Genomic DNA, 17,917 nt, shown 5'->3' with positions numbered 1-17,917 from the left:
CATTTAGGGACCCTATCATGGTATTTCTAAAACTTAACTTACTCCGCACCCAACTCAGCCAGTCTTGAACGGACTTCCACAGCATGATCAATCGTTGAAGCAATAATCAAAACGGTACTGTCATCACTTAACACGCCAAAAACCTCATCATAATTCATCTGTTTGATTAAACTAGCAATAACCGGACCGTTTCCCGGCAGTACATTAAGCAAACAAAACTGATTATTAATAGTCATGTCAATAACATTGCCGTTTAAGTTTCGCCGCAACTTACTCTCACCATCAATTGGCCGATCAGTAGAAAACGTGTAATACGTGTGCCCATTTTCGTCAGGCACCTTGATCAATTGCATCTCAGTAATATCTCGCGAGATCGTTGCTTGTGTAACGTCAAGCCCCTCTCGGTCTAACAAAAGCACTAATTCCGTCTGTGTATGAACAGCATTATTAACGATAACGCGCCGAATGATTGCCTGCCGTTCCCGTTTTTTCATGAACGCTCCACCCTCTACTTTTGATTCAGTTGGGCATACGCTGACGTCAACGTTTCCTTCACGGACACATTTGGCGACAGTTTCCCCTCTCCGTCTGTATTCACAAGATGGATCAAGAACTCGATGTTTCCTTCGCCACCCTTAATTGGTGAAAAATCCAGTCCTGTCACAGAATAACCTGTTGCCAAGGCAAAGGAAACAATATCATTCAGAACTGATTCATGCACGCTTGGATCTTTAACAATGCCGTGTTTACCAACATTATTTTTACCTGCCTCGAATTGTGGTTTAATCAACGCAACCACTTCGCCTTGAGGCCGCAAAATTGATTTCAAGTTAGGTAAGATGAGATGTAATGAAATAAAGGATACGTCAATACTTGCAAACGTTGGCCGACCAAAGGTAAAGTCCGCCGGTTTTGAATAACGGAAATTCGTGTGCTCCATAACAACGACACGTGGATCTTCGCGTAACTTCCACACCAGCTGATTGCTACCAACGTCTAGCGCATATGAACGGACAGCACCATTTTGCAACATGACATCAGTGAAACCACCCGTGGAAGAACCGATGTCTAGCACCGTTTGGCCTGTGACGTCAATGTTAAACACTTTAAGTGCCTTGGCCAATTTAAAACCGCCTCGGCTCACGTACGGCATCGGATTGCCTTTAATATGCAATTCCGTATCTGTCGGAATTCGCTCTCCCGGTTTATCTAATCGTTCTTCGTTTTTTCCCAGCACCTCACCGGCCATGACTGCCCGTTTGGCCTGCTCACGAGACGTGAATACTCCCTGCTCAACAAGCAGGATGTCGACACGTTGTTTTTCCATGTGTTTTTCCCTTTCTAACCCTCAAAATAGCTCAAGAACGCGCTAAGGATGTTTCCATCGACACCACTGTCTAACAAGGCATCACAGGCCTGTCGTGCATCCTCAATACTGGCGTTTAACGCTTGCCGTGCAGCAGGTAACCCAATCAACCGTGGATAGGTGTTTTTACCCTCAACCTCATCCTTATTGGGCGTCTTGCCGAGCTGCTCGGCCGTTGCAGTTTCATCTAAAATATCATCATAAATTTGAAATGCCAAACCAAACGCTGCGCCGAAACGAGCAAAATGTTGACTTTGTTCAGCTGTTGCGTGGCCCATGGTGGCGCCCGCCATAACCGCGTATTCCAAGAGTGCACCCGTTTTACGTTTGTGCAATGCTTGTAATTGAACCAACGGAATTCGCTTGCCAGTAGTCGAAACGTCTTCCACCTGGCCTGCAACCATTCCTTTAGGACCCGCCGCGACAGCTAATTTTTGCACCAACCGAATTGTGATTGAGGCATCTAACGGTGCTGTCGCTAGCCAGTCAAAGGCCAAGGCCTGAAGTCCATCACCGGCCAAGATAGCAATGTCCTCGCCAAACACTTTATGATTTGTTGATTGACCACGACGTAAATCATCATTATCCATTGCTGGCAAATCGTCATGGATCAACGAGTACGTGTGCAATAACTCGACGGCCACCGCTGCTTGCATTTCAGCTGACGTAATTTCTTTATTCAAACTCACGATTGCCGCCAACGTCAATAATGGGCGTAACCGTTTGCCACCGGCCTTAACGGAATAAGCCATTGATTGACCTAGCAACGGCTGATTAGCACTAGTAGCTAATTTTTCATCCAATAGTTGATTAATTTTTGGCACATATTCTTGTTCGAAACTACGTAATTGTTTATTCATGATTGGTTTCCGAATCGGGAGCAGCCTCAAAGTCAACCTCTTGACCATTATCATTCATCATCTTGGTCAACGTTTTTTCTGCATTGTCCAAAGTATCCTGCAACTGCTTGCTCAACGTTACCCCTTGCTGAAATTGAGTTAGTGCTGTTTCTAGCGGTACGTCACCTTGCTCCAACTTTGTCACGATTGCTTGAAGCGCCGTAAGGTTCTCTTCAAACGTTGGTTGTGTCTTTTTTTCCTCTGCCATGTTAGTCTTTCTCCTTATCCACGCTATTGATTGTGGCCGCCGCTTGACCATCTGCTAAGTGTAACGTGACGGCCTGCTTTTCAGACAGCTGATCAACTGTTTTAACAACCTGACCTTCAACCGTCACATAACTATATCCGCGCGTCATAATTTTTAGTGGACTCAATAAATCCAATTGATTAATCAGACCACTTAACTGCGTTTTTTTCGCTTTGATCATGTTAACACTTACGCTCAGAAGCTCATGTTTTAACGCATCTGCCTGTTGACGACCGTTTTTCACACGGGCCGTTAATAAATGAGTGCTTAGGCGGGCCTGAACGGTTGCCACCTGCCGTTGTTTGCCATTCAATAACTGTCGTTGATCATTAATTAACTGGTCGGTAAGTTGTGCCACACGCTGCGTATAACCTTCGTACAGACGCTGTGGTTGCGTGAATACGTAAGATTGGCGAACTTGTTTCAATCGCTGACGATCTAACTGGATTTGGCTAGTCATCGCTTGAAATAATCGACCTTGTAATTGCGAAATGGCCAACAATGTTTCTGAAAGCACAGGTGTAGCTAACTCAGCGGCCGCAGTAGGCGTAGCTGCTCGCACATCCGCTACTAAATCGGCAATTGTCGTATCCGTTTCATGGCCCACTGACGAGACGACAGGGATTTCGCTAGCCGCAATTGCGCGAGCTACGCTTTCCTCGTTGAATGGCCACAAATCTTCTATAGAACCACCACCACGACCAATAATCAGGGTGTCAAATGTGCCAAGTTCATTCACCTGTTGAATGCGTCGGACAATATCATCTGCCGCTGCATCACCCTGAACTAGCGCTGGAAACAACACTAGCTGGACAATGGGATAACGTCGACGGGTAGTTGTAATGATATCACGAATGACAGCCCCAGATGGACTAGTAATAACCGCAATACGCTTTGGGTACTTAACCAACGGCCGTTGACGACGCTCGAACAAGCCCTCACTGGCTAGCTTACGCTTTAATTGCTCATAAGCTTGGTACAAGGCACCGACACCATCTGGTTCCATTCGCTCTACATAAATCTGATAACTACCGGATGGCTCGTACAGCGAAATCCGCCCGGTCACAAGAACTTTCATACCTTCTTCAGGTTGAAATTTCACTTTTGCAAAAGCGGATTTAAACATAATTGCATTAATTTTGGCATGGTCATCTTTCAAACTGAAATATTGATGGGCGTTCGGTCGCGGACGAAAATTGGAAATTTCTCCTGTTAGATACACACGACCAAGGTAAGGATCAGCATCAAATTTTCGTTTAAGGTAACGTGTCAACGTTGTAACTGATAGATAATCTTCACGATCTGCCATTTAATCCACCACTTGTCCGGTTTGCCATGCCGCTAACTGAATCGTTTGTTGCATTAAAGTCGCAATCGTCATCGGACCAACACCACCAGGCACAGGTGTTAAATAACCAGCAACGTCCTCAACATCCTTTGCAACATCACCAGTGAGTTGACCACTTGCGTCACGATTCATGCCCACATCAATGACGACGGCGCCCGGCTTAATCATTTCACGAGTAATTAAATCAGCCTGTCCAACCGCCACAATGACAATATCCGCAGAACGGGTTAGCTCCGCCAAATCTGTTGTATGCCGATGAGCCAATGTTACTGTGGCGTTAGCGTTATTAAGCAATGCCAATAGTGGCTTGCCAACTAATCGACTTCGTCCGACCATCACGACGCGTTTACCTGGTAGTGAAATCTGATATTGAGAAAGCAGCGTCATGATCCCCTTCGGCGTGCACGCAACAGGAAAGTCCTCACCAACCTGAGCAAACAATTGACCCAAGTTTTCGGGATGCAGACCGTCAACATCTTTGCGTGGATCAATCGCCATCACCACTGCTTCCTCATCAAGATGACTAGGCAATGGTGATTGAACCAAGATCGCATGAATTTGCGGATCCTCATTGTAGCGCTGGACTAGGGCAATGACCTCGGCTTGTGAAGCATCGGCCGGCAGATGCTTCACAACAGAATTAAACTGCAACTTGGCAGCCTTGCGTTCCTTATTTCTAACGTAAATGGCACTGGCAGGATCATCTCCCACCATAATGACAGCTAATCCCGGAATGACACCTTTTTGCGTCAACTTCCGTGTTTGCTCAGCAGACTGCGCATTTATTTTTTTAGCGGTCGCACGACCATCAATTTTTATTGCTGTCATAAAACTGCCCCTAACTTTTTAAATTCACACTTTTATTCGTTCATACTGAATAATTTTAACACATTCACTGTGTGTTTTAGATACTCATTACATACGCATTTTCATTGAGAAATTAGCGAAGAAGTACAAAAAAGATGCCATTAATTCAGACCTCATGGTCTCAATTAATGACATCGTTATTCAACTTTATTCCGCAGAAGAAGCATCTGCTTTATCAAAAAGCTTTGATAAAACCCCGTTAATGAATCGTCGTGAATTGTCATCAGAAAATTCTTTTGCCAATTCCAAGGCTTCATTAAGGGCAACACGTGTGGGAACTTCAGCAGAGTACTCCATCTCATACAGACCCAATCTCAAAATAATTAAATCAGGATTGGCCAATCGAGAAATGGACCACTTGTTTGCTAACAACGGACTAATCTGTTCGTCAAGTTCAGCTTCCTTTTCAGTCACACCATTTACCAATGTGACTAAATACTCAGGCACCACAGTAGGTTGATCTGATTGACTAGGAATTAATTGACGATACAGATCTTCCACATTCGCATCTGCATTCATATGTTTTGCAAACAACACTTGAAATGCAATTTTTCTAATCTGATGTCTATTTAAGCTCACTACAAGTCACCATCTTTGCTGGTCGTTTGTTCGTCGTCACCAGCGGCAGCGGCGCGGTCACCAAAAATGTCATCTGGATCAATATCAGAATCATTCTTTTCCGGAACGATACCAACGATGTGGACATTGACCTCACCCATTGGTAGTTCCGTCATCAAAGTAACTTGTTGTTTGACCTTATCCTGCATTTCCAAGGCTACCTTAGGCACATTAACACCATAGTCTAGGTAGACAAAGACGTCAGCAGAAATCTCGCCATCGTTAACGCTCAGTTTGACACCTTTGCTGTGTTCAGTACGGCCAAACAACTCCGAAACATTATTCGCAATCGTACCACGCATCCGGTTGACACCGTCTACTTGGCTAGCCGCAACACCAACGATAATCTCCAGAACATCCGATGCAATTTCAATGCTACCTAATGCATCAGCCGGTTGATTTAAGGTAATGTTATTGACTTCAGGCATAATGGCCTCCAATCCAAACTAAGCTCTTGAAACGTAAGAACCGTCTTGTGTGTTGATGATCAGCTTATCATCTGCATTCACGAAGAATGGCACTTGAACAACTAAACCAGTTTCCATTGTTGCTGGCTTTGAGCCACCAGTAGCAGTATCGCCACGAATGCCGGGTTCAGTTTCCTTAACCGTTAAAGTAACCGTATTTGGTACTTCAACACCCAAGATTTCGTTACCAAATGAGGTTACGCTAACTTCCATGTTTTCCAACAGGTACTTAGCAGCATTCTTCATCTGTTCATTTGGAATTGAAACTTGGTCATAGGTTTCAGTGTTCATAAAGACGTAGTTTGAACCATCGTTGTACAAATATTGCATAGTGGCTTGACTGATTTCAGCCAATTCCATCTTTGCACCGGCGCGGAAAGTCTTTTCTTGAACGGCACCTGTCCGTAAATTCTTTAACTTTGAACGCACAAAGGCGCCACCCTTACCGGGCTTAACATGCTGAAATTCAACGATCCGCCAAATAGCGTGATCAACTTCAATCGTCAGACCATTCTTAAAGTCTGCAGTAGAGATTGACATAATTGTTCCTCCTAAAGGCATATTGGGCACACAAAACGCGCTCAATATGACACTTGTTAAAATTCATTCTTGTTCAGTATACAGTAACGCATCCCGTCGTTGCAATAGTTGGCAGTTTTAAACGACTACAAAATCTTTAGGTCCTTGGAAGAGGTCGTTAACACCTCAGCACCTTTTTCTGTTACTAAAACATCATCTTCCAACCTAACCCCGCCAAGGTTTGGCAGATAGATCCCTGGTTCAACAGTGATTACCTGATTAGCCTGAATAGCGTATGGAATTCTTGGTCCGTAAACTTGGGGTTCTTCGTGAATATTTAGGCCAATGCCATGCCCCATACCGTGATTAAACTCGGCACCATACCCGGCCGCCTTAATCAAATCGCGACCTGCAGCATCCAATTGAGCGCCGGTTGCGCCAGGCTTGATTGCATCAATAACAGCTTGGTTAGCTGTCTTAGTTAGATTATAAATATCCACTAACTCGGGATCTGGTTGCCCTAACGCAAATGTGCGTGTGATGTCAGACGTGTAGTCATCAAAGTAGAAGCCAAAGTCAACAGTAACTAACTCGCCCTTAGCCAGTTTCTTTGTTGTGGCTGACCCATGCGGTTCTGCGGAACGATAACCACTGGCAACAATTGTATCAAACGAAGGCCCGGTCGAACCATGCGCGCGCATCCAAGCATCCAATTTATTGGCCACTTCAATTTCCGTCATGCCAACGTGAACATTTGGCAACAGCGCATCATAACCTTCACATGACAAACGAATCGCACGACGTAACTTAGCAATTTCGTTGGCATCTTTAATTTCTCGCAAATGATCAACCACTGCATGCAGTCCAACAAAATCAGCGGCAAGTTGCTCATCTAGCATAGACCAAATAGCATAGGGTAATGTGTCTTCAAAACCAATCACACTAAGATTTTGGTCACCAGCTAGCTTAACAACTGTTCCATAATAGTCACGCGTAATCATTAATGTGATTTGTGGATCTAATTCAGCTTTCATTTCTGTTTCATACCGAGCATCGGTAATCATAAAAGACTGATTGCCAGTAATTAATAAACATCCGTCACCACCAACATTAGCAAAACCTGTTAAATAGTGCAGATTAAACTCATCCGTGACCAAAAAAGCATCTAAATGCAACTGATCCAAAACGCCTTGAACCTTAGCAATTCGTTCTTGTCCCATGTTATCGCTCCTCATCACTAATTAAATCAAACAAAAAACGGCCACAATGCCTTAACATTATGCCCGTTTATTGATCGATTGTTATTCTGCTGCTTCAGCGGCAGGGTAAACGGACACCTGACGGCGATCCTTACCTTTACGTTCAAACTTAACGACACCATCTGTCAAAGCAAACAGTGTGTCATCACCACCACGACCAACATTCATACCTGGCAGAATGTGAGTTCCGCGTTGACGGTAGATGATGGAACCAGCGTTGATCTTTTGACCGTCGGCACGTTTAGTACCTAAACGACGACCAGCAGAGTCACGACCGTTGGCAGTAGATCCGCCCCCCTTATGGTGAGCGAAAAATTGTAAGTTCATATCCAATAACATGTGGTTACACCTCCATTAGTTAATGTGACCATCACTAATCGTAACGAATTGAGTGTATTTCTGTGCAACTTGCGTCATGCCTAAAATAAATGTGGCTAAAATTGTTTCAGCTGCTTGATTGCGATCATTGATAACCACTTCCAAGAAGCCACCATTGTCATCATCAGATGAAATCGTTGGGTGGACCCCGGCAATTTCATCCAATGCGTTAACAGTGGTAATCGCCAGCACGGAGGCTGCCGCACAAACAATATCTTCACCATAATCACCAGCACCTGCATGGCCAGTCATAACAAACCGAACCGGTTGGCGCTTAGCATTTCTCGAAATATCAACTTTAATCATAATAGCTTAGCGTGGTTTCGTAGTTGTTTACTTATCTGCGTCAGCGCTCTTTGATGAAGTTGCGCCAGCAATTTCATCAATCATGACACGCGTATAGGGTTGACGGTGACCTGTCTTAGTGTGTTGGTTCTTCTTAGGCTTGTACTTGAAAGTAACAACTTTCTTTTCTTTGCCTTGCTTTTCAACAGTTCCAGTAACTGAAGCACCATCAACATATGGTGTTCCAATCTTAATGGAACGGCTAGCAACTAACACAACTTCGTCAAAGGTAACTTTGTCGCCTTCCTTTGCATCAAGCTTTTCAACAAAGATAGGTGAACCCTTTTCAACCTTGTATTGCTTACCACCAGTTTTAATAATTGCGTACACGTTGTGCACCTCCTTAAAAGTTTCTTAGACTCGCCAAAGATAAGCGTTTCACTGCCTAGACAGATGAAAACTTAAAACTTATTTTGCGCGGTTGCAGTGTGGGAAGTCCACAAATACAACAGTAAGAGTTTACCAGAGAACGCCCGGTGCGTCAAATGCTTCAAGACCTTTTTCTGGAAAACATCTCAGTCATTGGTAATTGTAACAAAAAAAGCAGTGGAAACACACTGGTTTCACACTACGTTAAAGAGCTAATAGTCGATTTTTCAAACACAACTAATGCTGACGATGATCTGGTTGAGCGGTTGTACGGTTAGTTGACAGATGTGATGCTGACGAACGACCCATCAATTCCCACACGCCACTTCCGATTAAGACAATGGATAAAATCAATACGGCAACCATCTAAAAACCTCCCTTAACTTGATTAAGTAACTGTTTCCAGTTTATCAATCACAGATGCTCATATTCAATTTTTAAGTCTTCTTAAGAGATTTATGTCATCTTTTACCAAATCGTTAATAAACGGTTATTCCTGCGTACCGATCTTATAGAGTTCTGTGTCCGCATTGGTGTCTTTGCGCATCTGTGTTTCAATCTTGCTACGTTGCTGAGCCGAATTACCAATTGAGAATGAAGCTAGATCAAAAACGATTCGGAAATTAGCATGAAATTGAGATGCCACCTCATCGTCAAAATTGTATTGCTTGCTAACAGCTGCTTTGACAATGCCCTTCACACCTGTTGCGCCATCCCCTAGAGCAACCCCTAATTGGCTTTTCTGCGCTTCACTAAGGCCAGGACGTAATTCCTGATTCAGCTTATCAGCAGCTTTATACACGGTGTTAGCACTTTTATCATCGTCATAACGAAACTTTTGTAGCGCCGTTACCAATGTTTTGATGTCGTCATTTTCTGATTGGACCCGTTCGTACTTTTTCTCCGAAACCTGAACGCCAGCATAACTTTTTTGACCACAAGCCGTTAATGTAATCAGTAACCCTAAAACGGCAAATGTTGCCACAATTTTCTTCCACATGTGAACACTCCTCAATAAGCGAACTTCAAACTAGATTCATTGTACCAAAAAAGACGCCTTGACTGGAACTCAGCGACTTATTTTTAAAGTTCCTTTAGGGCTCAAAATAGAAATCAAGAAAAGTGCTGACCTATGTCCCCAAAATTAAAAACAATTGTTTTCTTGAATACGAGGCCAAAAAAAAGAATTGCTGTTGAGAGCAATCCCTGTTTGTACTTTAGCCAAATTTAGCAGCTTATTTTAAAACGAAAAACTATACTTATACCATTCGTCGCTTATCAGTTAGCGATAAAACCGATGATACAAAAATGCAACAGGTGGGGTTCGAACCCACGACCCTCGGTTTAGAAGACCGATGCTCTATCCAACTGAGCTACTGTTGCGAAACTTAACCTTATTAGTATAAAAAACGGAATCGACAGTGTCAATTTAAGTTTAGAAAATTACTCAATATAATTGCCAAGCCACCAGTCGTTTCTGAACACATTTTCTTAGTAGTTAAGACTAAATTCAGTCGCGTATAGTGCTGACACAAAAATAAAGACGATCACCGAAGTGACCGCCTGGAATGATCCCAAACGGATAAGTTCGGGACTAAAACAGTGTAGCACAGTTAGAACCGCAATGAAAAGGACAAAATTCTTTTTTATAAATACACATCCGCTGATCGTAGAACACTAAGCTAAAAGATTACTATACTGCACAAATGTATTCGCTTGCAAGAATGTGTAATATAGTCCCTTTATCTGTTGACGAAGCGCTTTCATTTCTTATATAATAGGCTTTGTAAACATTTATCAGAGTGCTGTCTAATAAATTGAACAACTTGGGGGTGCATCATGGTTAAACATTTGGACCCTCGGGTGATTAAAACGCGGTCAAGTCTAAAAACTGCCCTAATCAGTCTGATGCAACAATACAAAATTGAAAATATCAGTGTTCAAAAGATCACTGAAACTGCGCACATTACTCGAGGAACATTTTATTTACATTATAAAGACAAGCGAGATTTCATTTCACGTGCCATGACCGAAATTTTGGATGACTTTTTTGATGCCGTCATTGATGACGGCACTGACAGTTTACCAGAGCATTACGCCTTTCTGAACGGTCATGCAGTCAATGTCTTTTACTTAAACAACGCCTTTAATTACATTGAAAAAGACGCTCAGATGTTCAACGTTTTGTTGAATACACAGGAAAATGGGTTATTTGAACATGAATTATATGCCCGAATGACTGGCTATCTAAATCGTTTCTATGATCAGATGAAACCGGCGTTTGCTGACATCGGCGTACCAATCAACATTCAAATTGCCTTTACTGTTTCTGCTTATGTTGGTTTAATCAAAAATTGGCTCATTGAAGGCATGATTTATACACCACATTATATGACAGGATCAGTTCATAAAATGATTTCACTTGTGAGCGCTGGTTCTCCAAAAACAGTTACGTTTACCAACTTTTTCTATTCAGATCCGCAATTATTGGCTCGTCAAACTAATAACTGGTAAGTGTGCTAACGAACACAAAATAAGGCTTAACGTTGGGTTTACAGCCCAAACGTTAAGCCTTATTTTGATTGCTATATTATCACGAAAAGACTAATAGCCATTAGCCTGACGTTTTAAATTTTTCTCGCGCTTTGCTTGATAAGCTTCCTGAATTTCATCTTGTGTGAAACCAAAACCACGCAAACCCATTGTTAAGAACAAGTGCCACGCATGGCCAAAATCGCCCTGACGATGTTCTTTTAGACTGGATAAAATCATACTGTTAATGGCCAAATAGGTCTTGGTTAGATTAAGATCCGGTCCCTTTGTCAGCTTAGTCAATTCGTCAGGCGTTAAGACTGTTAAATGCGTCCATTGCTGTTTATGGAAAATCAACAAGAAGAAATCCAATGCATCGACATATTCTTCTAACAGCGTCTGATGGGATGTTTGACCAGGATTACTTTTGCCGCGATGCGTTTTCCACACCTTAAACCATTCACTCGTATTCGCAATCTCGGCCAGCTCGACGTCTAAGGCTAAATATGCGTTCTGTAGACTATCCCCACGCGACCAATGTAATTGCTTTGCATCATGTACTTGTTGATCAAACTCAATGCATTCCCGCAAGAGCATCGCTAAATCTAACATTGTAATTCCCCTAACCTGTCTATTAAGCAAAAATTAACGGATCGGACTGAATCTCTAAATCATCGCGATTAGCTAAGTACCATTGACGAATGAAATCATAGTTCAACAACACTGCCATCAAAGAAATTTGGTTCTTAGGATCCGTCGTGGTGATGACCCACTTAGGTGCCGTCTGCGTGCCAGCGTCCGCAATGCCAAAGACAAGATCATCTTCTAAGTCAATGATAGCGCCATTGCCTGCGGGGGCATTTTGCAGCATATAATGACTGTCAGCCGAGGCCACGAAGAGCTTGTCCACTGTGCCTGCTGGCAATGCTGGATGTTTCGTTTGATACTCCGCATTATTATCAGTTTCTAACAAGTTATAGTCAGCCGTAAAGTGATAATCACGCTGCAAATCCTTGGCAAACGTAATGAGCGTATCAATAGCAGCCATCTTCTTGTCTGCCGATTGGTCAGCTAACGCCACCGCAAATAGGTCAGTAAATGCCTTGCTGTTAAAACGGATTTGCTGACGTTCCAAGTTCATATAGAACAAGTGGAGACCGGAAGCCTTGTCTGTGAAGAAGGCACCTCCATTGCGACCGCCAACCAATACAAACTTAAAGTCAGGTTGTGTGCCTAACGCGTCAAACGTAACGCTTAGTTCTTCATGATCAGCCGCACTAGTAAGAATTAATCCTTTTTCTTCGTGAATCTCCAGCAAACGACTCATAAAGAGTAAATAATAGTCAGAAGCTGTGTATTGGTGTGGAAAGGTTACAAACGCGGTATCCATTTTAAAATCAAATAAATGTGTAGCCGAATCTAACAACTCATCAGTGTCTTGAGTCTCAGTCAGTTGATCCAAGTACTTAGTGAACTGAATGCCGTTTTGCAAACCATCTTTTATGTTGTTGTTGTAGATTCTAAAACGTTGACTTGGCGTTAACGTATCTAACTTTTTCTCTTTACTGGTGCCAGACTCAGCTTCTTTTTTTGTCGCACTGGCAGCTTCGGAATCTGTGGCTACTGCCGAATCAGTCCTGGAAGATTGTTGCTGCTTAGTTGCAGTTGATGCAGTCTGATCAGAATGGACGTCTTTGGCCGTGCTTGCTTCAGTAGATTCAGCACTAGCTGACGTCAAATCTCTTTTATCATCACTTGTCATCTGAAGTCACCTCACTAGTTGCTGAATTGCTTGCGCTCTCTGCGTTAGCAGCAAGTGCACTATCCTGAGAACGAATTTCACTGGATGGCATTTTTTCATCCGGGTCAGCTTGTCCCGCTTCAATTGCTCGACCAATTAGATGACTGATATAGTCAACATATAAGCTAGCATTACGATCTTTAAACGTGGCAAAATCACCAAACACTTTGCGAATTGCTTGCTTTTCGTAGCTTAGAATCGTGTCTTCCTTGGACAAAACTAACGACTCATCTTCGTTGGCTTTCATCCCTTTATAAGCGTTGTTTGCCTGATCATCCTCATCAGCTAACTTGGTTAACTGATCCAAAATATCTTGACGTTCCGCCTTCGAATGACCGCCGTTAAACAATGTGCGCGATTCCCCAACTTCTTTAAGTTGTGAACGTAATTTTTCTTTTTGCAAATCGCGTTGTTCTTGGTTCTTGACCAGTTCCTGCAATTCTTGACTTTGCCGAGCGATGTCTTTGATGCGATCCGAATTGTAGTTTTTGCCCTCTGATTCAAGTGCAAACGACTGTGTCAGTTTTTCATACTCTTCGCTGTCAAAAATGAATTGTGCGTTTAAAACGTCTAATTCACCAAACTGGCGACGATCCCACCAGTTCCCAAAGAATACATTGAATTTGCCGTTCTCCGGTTCTTCAAAATAAAAGAATGGGTATGTGTGCTTCAAATAAGCAATAAGCTCCGCACTCAAATAATGGCTGAGTTCAGGGTGTATATCATCGACCAAACGTGCTAATTGGTTGCCTTCCGTTTGTTTATTGCCCCTAATCAACGTGTTGTAACGTTGTGGGTCAACTAATTCGTAGACCCGACGATCATTAAAATCATTAATGGCGCCGGTTAATTCATCCAAATAACGTGACTTTTGTCCGAGTTTACCAGACAACTCAGGACGTACATTACGTGATCCGACTTTTTTAGTTTGTGGATTATCCATGCCGTCTTACCCCTTGTTCACTAGATTCATACACTTATATCGTACACTACTGCCATCATGTCGACAATCGCCCCGGCAGTGTTGCAAACGTTTTCTTAACATTTAAATTTAGAATTTTTTAGACAAAAAGCCGTGATGAATACCCGCAGTCGCATTTCAACTAAAAAACGACGCTATTCATCACGGTTACATATTTATTTATTTTACTATAACTTGATGACTGACCAGCCTAAACCGAAGCGCACATTGCCACTCCAAGAAACAGCCCTCAAATATTAATATTGTTCCAGATACTGATCACGTTCCCACTTAGTGACAGACTGACGATACGATGCCCATTCCAGCTTTTTGGCTTCAATAAAGCTTTGGAATAAATGATCGCCTAAAGCCGCCTTCATAACGGGATCACTTTGCAAGGCTTTCGTTGCATTGTGTAAATTGTCTGGCAAATTACTAATGTGGTTAGTATCACGCTCTTTTTCGTCCATCGAATAGATGTTGCGATCGACAGAATCATTTGGTGTGATACCATTACGAATGCCATCCAAGCCGGCTTCCAACATCGCAGCTATGGCAAGATATGGATTGGCAGCAGGATCAACTGAACGCAACTCTAAGCGTGTCGAATTGCCACGTGCACTAGGCACACGAACCAGTGGTGAACGGTTGGAACCTGACCAGGCCACATAAACTGGGGCTTCGAAACCTGGCACCAGACGTTTGTAGGAGTTCACGATTGGATTTACAACAGCAGTTAAATTACGGGCATGAGCCAGCAGGCCACCAAGAAAATGATAAGCGGTTTCGCTGAGTTGCAATTCCCCATCAGCATCGTAAAACGCATTGCCCTTAGCGGTTGATAGTGACATATTCATATGCATGCCTGACCCATTGATACCTTCAAGTGGCTTGGGCATAAAGGTGGCAAATAGTCCGTATTTTCTAGCAATTGTTTTAACTACTAGTTTAAAGGTCTGAATATTGTCGGCCGCCTCCAGTGCATCAGCATACTTAAAGTCGATTTCATGCTGGCCAGGCGCAACTTCATGATGGGCAGCTTCTACTTCAAAGCCCATTTTTTCGAGTTCAAGGGCAATGTCACGACGGCAATTCTCACCAAGGTCCATTGGTGCCAAATCAAAATAGCTGCCCTTGTCATTCAGTTTCAATGTTGGTTCGCCATTTTCATCCATCTTAAACAGGAAGAATTCTGGTTCCGGGCCAATGTTGAAAGACGTAAAACCAGCGGCCTTCATCTCATCAACGACACGAATCAAGTTGTTACGCGGGTCACCTTCGAATGGTTTTCCATCCGTCGTATAAACTTCACAAATCACTCGGGCTACCCGACCATGTTCACTACCCCACGGAAAAACCATCCACGTCGACAGGTCTGGGTGAAGATACATATCACTTTCTTCAATTCTGACGAAGCCATCGATGGATGAACCGTCAAACATTAACTTGTTATCTAACAACTTGTCCAATTGACTCGTCGGCACTTCAACGTTCTTAATTGAACCCATCAGATCAGTAAACATTAATCGTAAAAATTCCACGTGCTCCGTCTTAACCAATTCACGAATTTCATCCTTCGTGTATGTCTTCTTTGCCATGTTCCTGCCTATCCTTTCGACTAACCTCAATTGCCAACTGTTGTTTCTAAAGAAAAGCACTTATAAGTGTTGCTGAAGACCAGACTGTGGTGGTCGCATCCCTGCTAACTGTTGCATTTCAGCCTCAAGTAAATGACGTGCACGTTCGTCTGACAACCGTTTCGATTCCAATTGTGTAGACTCAACTTGATGTGTCTTTGCATACAAACGCCGCATTGTCGCAAAGTCCATCCCGCTTGCCAGACCATCCTTCACTTCTAGCAAACGATCCACATCATTCAATGAATAACGCCGACGATTACCCTCATTTCGTGCCGGATGAACCAACGACTGCGTTTCATAATACCGGATCTGTCGTGCTGAAAGATCAGTCAGCGCCATTACCGTACTCATCGGTAAAATTGCCAATGACCGACGCAACTGTTTTTCCGCCATCAGTCAGCCTCCCAAAAACTCACAAACATTTGAACAACTGCATCATCCCACCGCAAAGTATTAAAGTCAATCTTTCATGTCATAAGTTCTGACATGGAAGATTGACTTTAATTTAAAAATAACAAAATTTAGGCATATCAGTCTTGCGCAATCAGTTATTTTTGTTTGCCAGCCACACTTGTGTCTGTCTTTCTATAGCCTCAAGTTTCTCAGGCTGCTGGATCAAATCATACCAGTTAACTGGTAATTGATGACGGAACCATGTTAATTGCCGTTTGGCATAATGACGAGAGTTTTGCTTCAACGTGGTCACCGCCTGATCTAGCGATTCTGTTTTTCGAAAATAGGCAAACAGTTCTTTATAGCCGATGCCGCGGCCAGCCTGCAGGTTTTCACCGCCCTGTTCAAAAAGCCAGTGCGCCTCATCTAATAAGCCAGCCTTTAACATTAAATCAACCCGTGTATTAATCCGTTCATACAATACCGCTCGGTCCGTGTTTAACCCAACGATGAACGCGTCATAGCGATTCGGATGATCTGTTTGAACCTCAATGGATTTTCCAGTTGTCTCAAAGACTTCCAGTGCCCGGATCACACGACGGACATTGCCGGCAGGAATCTTGGCGGCCGCGATTTCATCCTGCTGTTTGAGCTGGTCCCAAACCCACTGATTGCCATGTTCAACAGCCAATGTCTGCCAATGATCACGAAATTTCTGGTTTGCCGGTGTTCCAAGTTGGAGCCCAGTTAGTAATGCTTGTAAATAAAAACCGGTTCCGCCAACAATCATTGGCAGATGACCGCGCGCAGTGATTTCTGAGATAAGCGTGGTGGCTCGTTCAACAAACATTGCTACCGTGAAAGAATCCTGAACGTCACATTCATTAATCAAAAAGTGTGGTATCCCTTGGCGTTCTTCAGCAGTCACCTTAGCCGTGCCGATGTCCAGATGACGGTAAACCTGCATTGAATCTCCGGAAATGATTTCCCCGTCAAATTTTTTCGCCAGTGTGATGGATAAATCAGTTTTACCTACAGCCGTTGGACCAACAATCATTAATACCTTTGGTTTCATTTTTTATTTTCCTTTGATTCACTTTTTGGAAATTCATTTGTCGCATAAACTGATCGTAACATTTGCGCAAGCTTAACTTCATCCGTAATAACGGCGGTCACGCCTAACTGGAAACATTTTTTGATCAATGATGGTCGATTAACCGTCCATACTCTAACGATGGCCCGATTATTGAAAATCCATCTCTTATCCATAAACAGCCACCACCACTTAAGGTGCACGCTGGTTACTGACTCACCACAATGAGCAAGTCTCACAACTGGCGTTGGCCAACGCGTGAGTAGCGCTGTTTCAACGACGGGCAAGGCGTGATGGAAAACTGCTAGTAACTGGTGGCTAAAACTAGACACCACTATGACCGGCAGTAACGTCGGAAAACTGGCTAACACGTCGGCTAAATGTTGTGCCAACAATACACCGTCATTTTTTTGAGCCTTAATTTCTAAATTGAGAACGCCGTGAAAAGCTTGTTCTTCTAAATAATCCAAGAGTTCGACCAATGTCGGTATTCTAATGTCAGATTTATGGCCGTAGAACCGCCAGCCTGCGTCTAATTGTTGAATTGTCGTCAACCGTAGCCGACTAATTTCACCAGTGCCATTTGTTGTCCGATCAACACGACTGTCATGACACAAAACCAACTCGTGATCTGCCGTTTCCTGAACATCAGTTTCGAGGCCATCAGCACCACAGCTCAAGGCTGCTTTAAACGCAGCCATTGTATTTTCAGGACGTTGACGGGCAAGACCGCGATGAGCAATAATCAGTGTCACCGAAATGTACCCCCTTTCACTGGACGTTACGGTTAAAAAAAGACATAATAAACGTGTAGT

The 17,917-nt window shown here is 43.2% G+C and carries 23 protein-coding genes, 1 tRNA gene and 1 other annotated feature; of the genes, 1 reads left to right on the top strand and 23 read right to left on the bottom strand.

The features are described 5' to 3' along the window. Nucleotides 1–38: 38 nt before the first annotated feature. The 16 genes from G400_RS0100940 to G400_RS0100865 all read right to left on the bottom strand — a co-directional run bounded on the left by G400_RS0100940 (nucleotide 39) and on the right by G400_RS0100865 (nucleotide 10,065). Entirely contained in the window at nucleotides 39–494 is a 456-nt protein-coding gene (locus G400_RS0100940) for an arginine repressor (protein ID WP_017261768.1), read from the bottom strand. 14 nt (nucleotides 495–508) lie between these two features. Then, nucleotides 509–1,327: a TlyA family RNA methyltransferase gene (locus G400_RS0100935; protein ID WP_017261767.1), complete on the bottom strand. Its 819-nt coding sequence runs from the start codon at nucleotides 1,325–1,327 to the stop codon at nucleotides 509–511. A gap of 14 nt (nucleotides 1,328–1,341) precedes the next feature. After that, nucleotides 1,342–2,226 carry a polyprenyl synthetase family protein gene (locus G400_RS0100930; RefSeq protein WP_017261766.1) on the bottom strand — a complete coding sequence of 295 codons (885 nt, stop codon included), beginning with the start codon at nucleotides 2,224–2,226 and terminating at the stop codon, nucleotides 1,342–1,344. Continuing rightward, on the bottom strand, nucleotides 2,219–2,473 hold the full coding sequence (locus tag G400_RS0100925) for an exodeoxyribonuclease VII small subunit (RefSeq protein WP_017261765.1): 255 nt from the start codon (nucleotides 2,471–2,473) through the stop codon (nucleotides 2,219–2,221). The genes G400_RS0100930 and G400_RS0100925 overlap by 8 nt, the downstream gene beginning before the upstream one ends. A 1-nt stretch (nucleotide 2,474) precedes the next feature. Continuing rightward, complete coding sequence (gene xseA, locus G400_RS0100920) at nucleotides 2,475–3,821, bottom strand: exodeoxyribonuclease VII large subunit (RefSeq protein WP_017261764.1); 1,347 nt, start codon at nucleotides 3,819–3,821, stop codon at nucleotides 2,475–2,477. Next, nucleotides 3,822–4,688, bottom strand: a complete 867-nt coding sequence (gene folD / locus G400_RS0100915) for a bifunctional methylenetetrahydrofolate dehydrogenase/methenyltetrahydrofolate cyclohydrolase FolD (protein ID WP_017261763.1) — start codon at nucleotides 4,686–4,688, stop codon at nucleotides 3,822–3,824. It lies immediately after the preceding gene. Nucleotides 4,689–4,874: 186 nt separating this feature from the next. Then, nucleotides 4,875–5,306 (bottom strand): transcription antitermination factor NusB, encoded by a 432-nt coding sequence (gene nusB, locus G400_RS0100910; protein ID WP_017261762.1) that lies wholly within the window; start codon nucleotides 5,304–5,306, stop codon nucleotides 4,875–4,877. Beyond that, the gene (locus tag G400_RS0100905; protein WP_017261761.1) at nucleotides 5,306–5,773 is read right to left on the bottom strand and encodes an Asp23/Gls24 family envelope stress response protein; all 468 of its coding nucleotides are present in this window, start codon (nucleotides 5,771–5,773) and stop codon (nucleotides 5,306–5,308) included. Before G400_RS0100905 ends, nusB begins: the two co-directional genes overlap by 1 nt. A gap of 18 nt (nucleotides 5,774–5,791) precedes the next feature. Continuing rightward, complete coding sequence (gene efp, locus G400_RS0100900) at nucleotides 5,792–6,352, bottom strand: elongation factor P (RefSeq protein ID WP_017261760.1); 561 nt, start codon at nucleotides 6,350–6,352, stop codon at nucleotides 5,792–5,794. A 125-nt stretch (nucleotides 6,353–6,477) separates the two neighbouring features. Further along, nucleotides 6,478–7,551: a M24 family metallopeptidase gene (locus tag G400_RS0100895; RefSeq protein WP_017261759.1), complete on the bottom strand. Its 1,074-nt coding sequence runs from the start codon at nucleotides 7,549–7,551 to the stop codon at nucleotides 6,478–6,480. A gap of 81 nt (nucleotides 7,552–7,632) precedes the next feature. Continuing rightward, nucleotides 7,633–7,929, bottom strand: a complete 297-nt coding sequence (gene rpmA, locus G400_RS0100890) for a 50S ribosomal protein L27 (RefSeq protein WP_017261758.1) — start codon at nucleotides 7,927–7,929, stop codon at nucleotides 7,633–7,635. A 15-nt stretch (nucleotides 7,930–7,944) separates the two neighbouring features. Further along, nucleotides 7,945–8,274: a ribosomal-processing cysteine protease Prp gene (locus G400_RS0100885; protein ID WP_017261757.1), complete on the bottom strand. Its 330-nt coding sequence runs from the start codon at nucleotides 8,272–8,274 to the stop codon at nucleotides 7,945–7,947. A 27-nt stretch (nucleotides 8,275–8,301) separates the two neighbouring features. Next, the gene (rplU, locus tag G400_RS0100880; RefSeq protein WP_017261756.1) at nucleotides 8,302–8,643 is read right to left on the bottom strand and encodes a 50S ribosomal protein L21; all 342 of its coding nucleotides are present in this window, start codon (nucleotides 8,641–8,643) and stop codon (nucleotides 8,302–8,304) included. Nucleotides 8,644–8,659: 16 nt separating this feature from the next. Further along, nucleotides 8,660–8,746: a sequence feature (ribosomal protein L21 leader region), on the bottom strand. Between the two features lie 173 nt (nucleotides 8,747–8,919). After that, nucleotides 8,920–9,048 carry a hypothetical protein gene (locus G400_RS16530; protein WP_017261755.1) on the bottom strand — a complete coding sequence of 43 codons (129 nt, stop codon included), beginning with the start codon at nucleotides 9,046–9,048 and terminating at the stop codon, nucleotides 8,920–8,922. A gap of 124 nt (nucleotides 9,049–9,172) precedes the next feature. Further along, entirely contained in the window at nucleotides 9,173–9,682 is a 510-nt protein-coding gene (locus G400_RS15585) for an LptM family lipoprotein (protein WP_017261754.1), read from the bottom strand. Between the two features lie 309 nt (nucleotides 9,683–9,991). After that, nucleotides 9,992–10,065 (bottom strand) — tRNA-Arg (locus G400_RS0100865). 453 nt (nucleotides 10,066–10,518) lie between these two features. Here G400_RS0100865 and G400_RS0100860 point away from each other — a divergent pair. Further along, on the top strand, nucleotides 10,519–11,196 hold the full coding sequence (locus tag G400_RS0100860) for a TetR/AcrR family transcriptional regulator (RefSeq protein ID WP_404825467.1): 678 nt from the start codon (nucleotides 10,519–10,521) through the stop codon (nucleotides 11,194–11,196). Nucleotides 11,197–11,286: 90 nt separating this feature from the next. Here the strand turns inward: G400_RS0100860 and G400_RS0100855 are convergent, their stop codons facing one another. The 7 genes from G400_RS0100855 to G400_RS0100825 all read right to left on the bottom strand — a co-directional run bounded on the left by G400_RS0100855 (nucleotide 11,287) and on the right by G400_RS0100825 (nucleotide 17,857). Then, the gene (locus tag G400_RS0100855; protein WP_017261752.1) at nucleotides 11,287–11,826 is read right to left on the bottom strand and encodes a dUTPase; all 540 of its coding nucleotides are present in this window, start codon (nucleotides 11,824–11,826) and stop codon (nucleotides 11,287–11,289) included. A 22-nt stretch (nucleotides 11,827–11,848) separates the two neighbouring features. Continuing rightward, entirely contained in the window at nucleotides 11,849–12,976 is a 1,128-nt protein-coding gene (locus tag G400_RS14175; protein WP_017261751.1) for a hypothetical protein, read from the bottom strand. Beyond that, the gene (locus G400_RS0100845) at nucleotides 12,966–13,958 is read right to left on the bottom strand and encodes a hypothetical protein (RefSeq protein WP_017261750.1); all 993 of its coding nucleotides are present in this window, start codon (nucleotides 13,956–13,958) and stop codon (nucleotides 12,966–12,968) included. Before G400_RS0100845 ends, G400_RS14175 begins: the two co-directional genes overlap by 11 nt. Nucleotides 13,959–14,233: 275 nt before the next feature. Continuing rightward, complete coding sequence (glnA, locus tag G400_RS0100840; RefSeq protein WP_017261749.1) at nucleotides 14,234–15,574, bottom strand: type I glutamate--ammonia ligase; 1,341 nt, start codon at nucleotides 15,572–15,574, stop codon at nucleotides 14,234–14,236. A gap of 60 nt (nucleotides 15,575–15,634) precedes the next feature. Then, nucleotides 15,635–16,009 carry a MerR family transcriptional regulator gene (locus tag G400_RS0100835; protein WP_017261748.1) on the bottom strand — a complete coding sequence of 125 codons (375 nt, stop codon included), beginning with the start codon at nucleotides 16,007–16,009 and terminating at the stop codon, nucleotides 15,635–15,637. Nucleotides 16,010–16,160: 151 nt separating this feature from the next. After that, nucleotides 16,161–17,084, bottom strand: coding sequence for a tRNA (adenosine(37)-N6)-dimethylallyltransferase MiaA (miaA, locus tag G400_RS0100830; RefSeq protein ID WP_017261747.1), 924 nt, complete (start codon nucleotides 17,082–17,084; stop codon nucleotides 16,161–16,163). Then, complete coding sequence (locus G400_RS0100825; RefSeq protein WP_017261746.1) at nucleotides 17,081–17,857, bottom strand: glycerophosphodiester phosphodiesterase; 777 nt, start codon at nucleotides 17,855–17,857, stop codon at nucleotides 17,081–17,083. Before G400_RS0100825 ends, miaA begins: the two co-directional genes overlap by 4 nt. Between the last annotated feature and the right edge of the window lie 60 nt (nucleotides 17,858–17,917).

This window comes from Furfurilactobacillus rossiae DSM 15814 (genome assembly GCF_000428925.1).
Taxonomy (GTDB): Bacteria; Bacillota; Bacilli; order Lactobacillales; family Lactobacillaceae; genus Furfurilactobacillus; species Furfurilactobacillus rossiae.
Note: the sequence above shows the minus strand (reverse complement) of the source record. Positions and strands in the feature narration are given on the sequence as shown.

What these genes read in the sequence shown, in the direction of transcription:
- xseA (WP_017261764.1), bottom strand. Translation starts at nt 3,821, where the DNA reads ATGGCAGATCGTGAAGATTATCTATCAGTTACAACGTTGACACGTTAC.
- efp (WP_017261760.1), bottom strand. Translation starts at nt 6,352, where the DNA reads ATGTCAATCTCTACTGCAGACTTTAAGAATGGTCTGACGATTGAAGTT.
- miaA (WP_017261747.1), bottom strand. Translation starts at nt 17,084, where the DNA reads ATGAAACCAAAGGTATTAATGATTGTTGGTCCAACGGCTGTAGGTAAA.
- G400_RS0100835 (WP_017261748.1), bottom strand. Translation starts at nt 16,009, where the DNA reads ATGGCGGAAAAACAGTTGCGTCGGTCATTGGCAATTTTACCGATGAGT.
- G400_RS15585 (WP_017261754.1), bottom strand. Translation starts at nt 9,682, where the DNA reads ATGTGGAAGAAAATTGTGGCAACATTTGCCGTTTTAGGGTTACTGATT.
- G400_RS0100855 (WP_017261752.1), bottom strand. Translation starts at nt 11,826, where the DNA reads ATGTTAGATTTAGCGATGCTCTTGCGGGAATGCATTGAGTTTGATCAA.
- G400_RS0100925 (WP_017261765.1), bottom strand. Translation starts at nt 2,473, where the DNA reads ATGGCAGAGGAAAAAAAGACACAACCAACGTTTGAAGAGAACCTTACG.
- G400_RS0100935 (WP_017261767.1), bottom strand. Translation starts at nt 1,327, where the DNA reads ATGGAAAAACAACGTGTCGACATCCTGCTTGTTGAGCAGGGAGTATTC.
- rpmA (WP_017261758.1), bottom strand. Translation starts at nt 7,929, where the DNA reads ATGTTATTGGATATGAACTTACAATTTTTCGCTCACCATAAGGGGGGC.
- G400_RS0100885 (WP_017261757.1), bottom strand. Translation starts at nt 8,274, where the DNA reads ATGATTAAAGTTGATATTTCGAGAAATGCTAAGCGCCAACCGGTTCGG.
- G400_RS14175 (WP_017261751.1), bottom strand. Translation starts at nt 12,976, where the DNA reads ATGACAAGTGATGATAAAAGAGATTTGACGTCAGCTAGTGCTGAATCT.
- G400_RS0100930 (WP_017261766.1), bottom strand. Translation starts at nt 2,226, where the DNA reads ATGAATAAACAATTACGTAGTTTCGAACAAGAATATGTGCCAAAAATT.
- folD (WP_017261763.1), bottom strand. Translation starts at nt 4,688, where the DNA reads ATGACAGCAATAAAAATTGATGGTCGTGCGACCGCTAAAAAAATAAAT.
- glnA (WP_017261749.1), bottom strand. Translation starts at nt 15,574, where the DNA reads ATGGCAAAGAAGACATACACGAAGGATGAAATTCGTGAATTGGTTAAG.
- G400_RS0100940 (WP_017261768.1), bottom strand. Translation starts at nt 494, where the DNA reads ATGAAAAAACGGGAACGGCAGGCAATCATTCGGCGCGTTATCGTTAAT.
- G400_RS0100895 (WP_017261759.1), bottom strand. Translation starts at nt 7,551, where the DNA reads ATGGGACAAGAACGAATTGCTAAGGTTCAAGGCGTTTTGGATCAGTTG.
- G400_RS16530 (WP_017261755.1), bottom strand. Translation starts at nt 9,048, where the DNA reads ATGGTTGCCGTATTGATTTTATCCATTGTCTTAATCGGAAGTGGCGTG.
- G400_RS0100905 (WP_017261761.1), bottom strand. Translation starts at nt 5,773, where the DNA reads ATGCCTGAAGTCAATAACATTACCTTAAATCAACCGGCTGATGCATTA.
- G400_RS0100845 (WP_017261750.1), bottom strand. Translation starts at nt 13,958, where the DNA reads ATGGATAATCCACAAACTAAAAAAGTCGGATCACGTAATGTACGTCCT.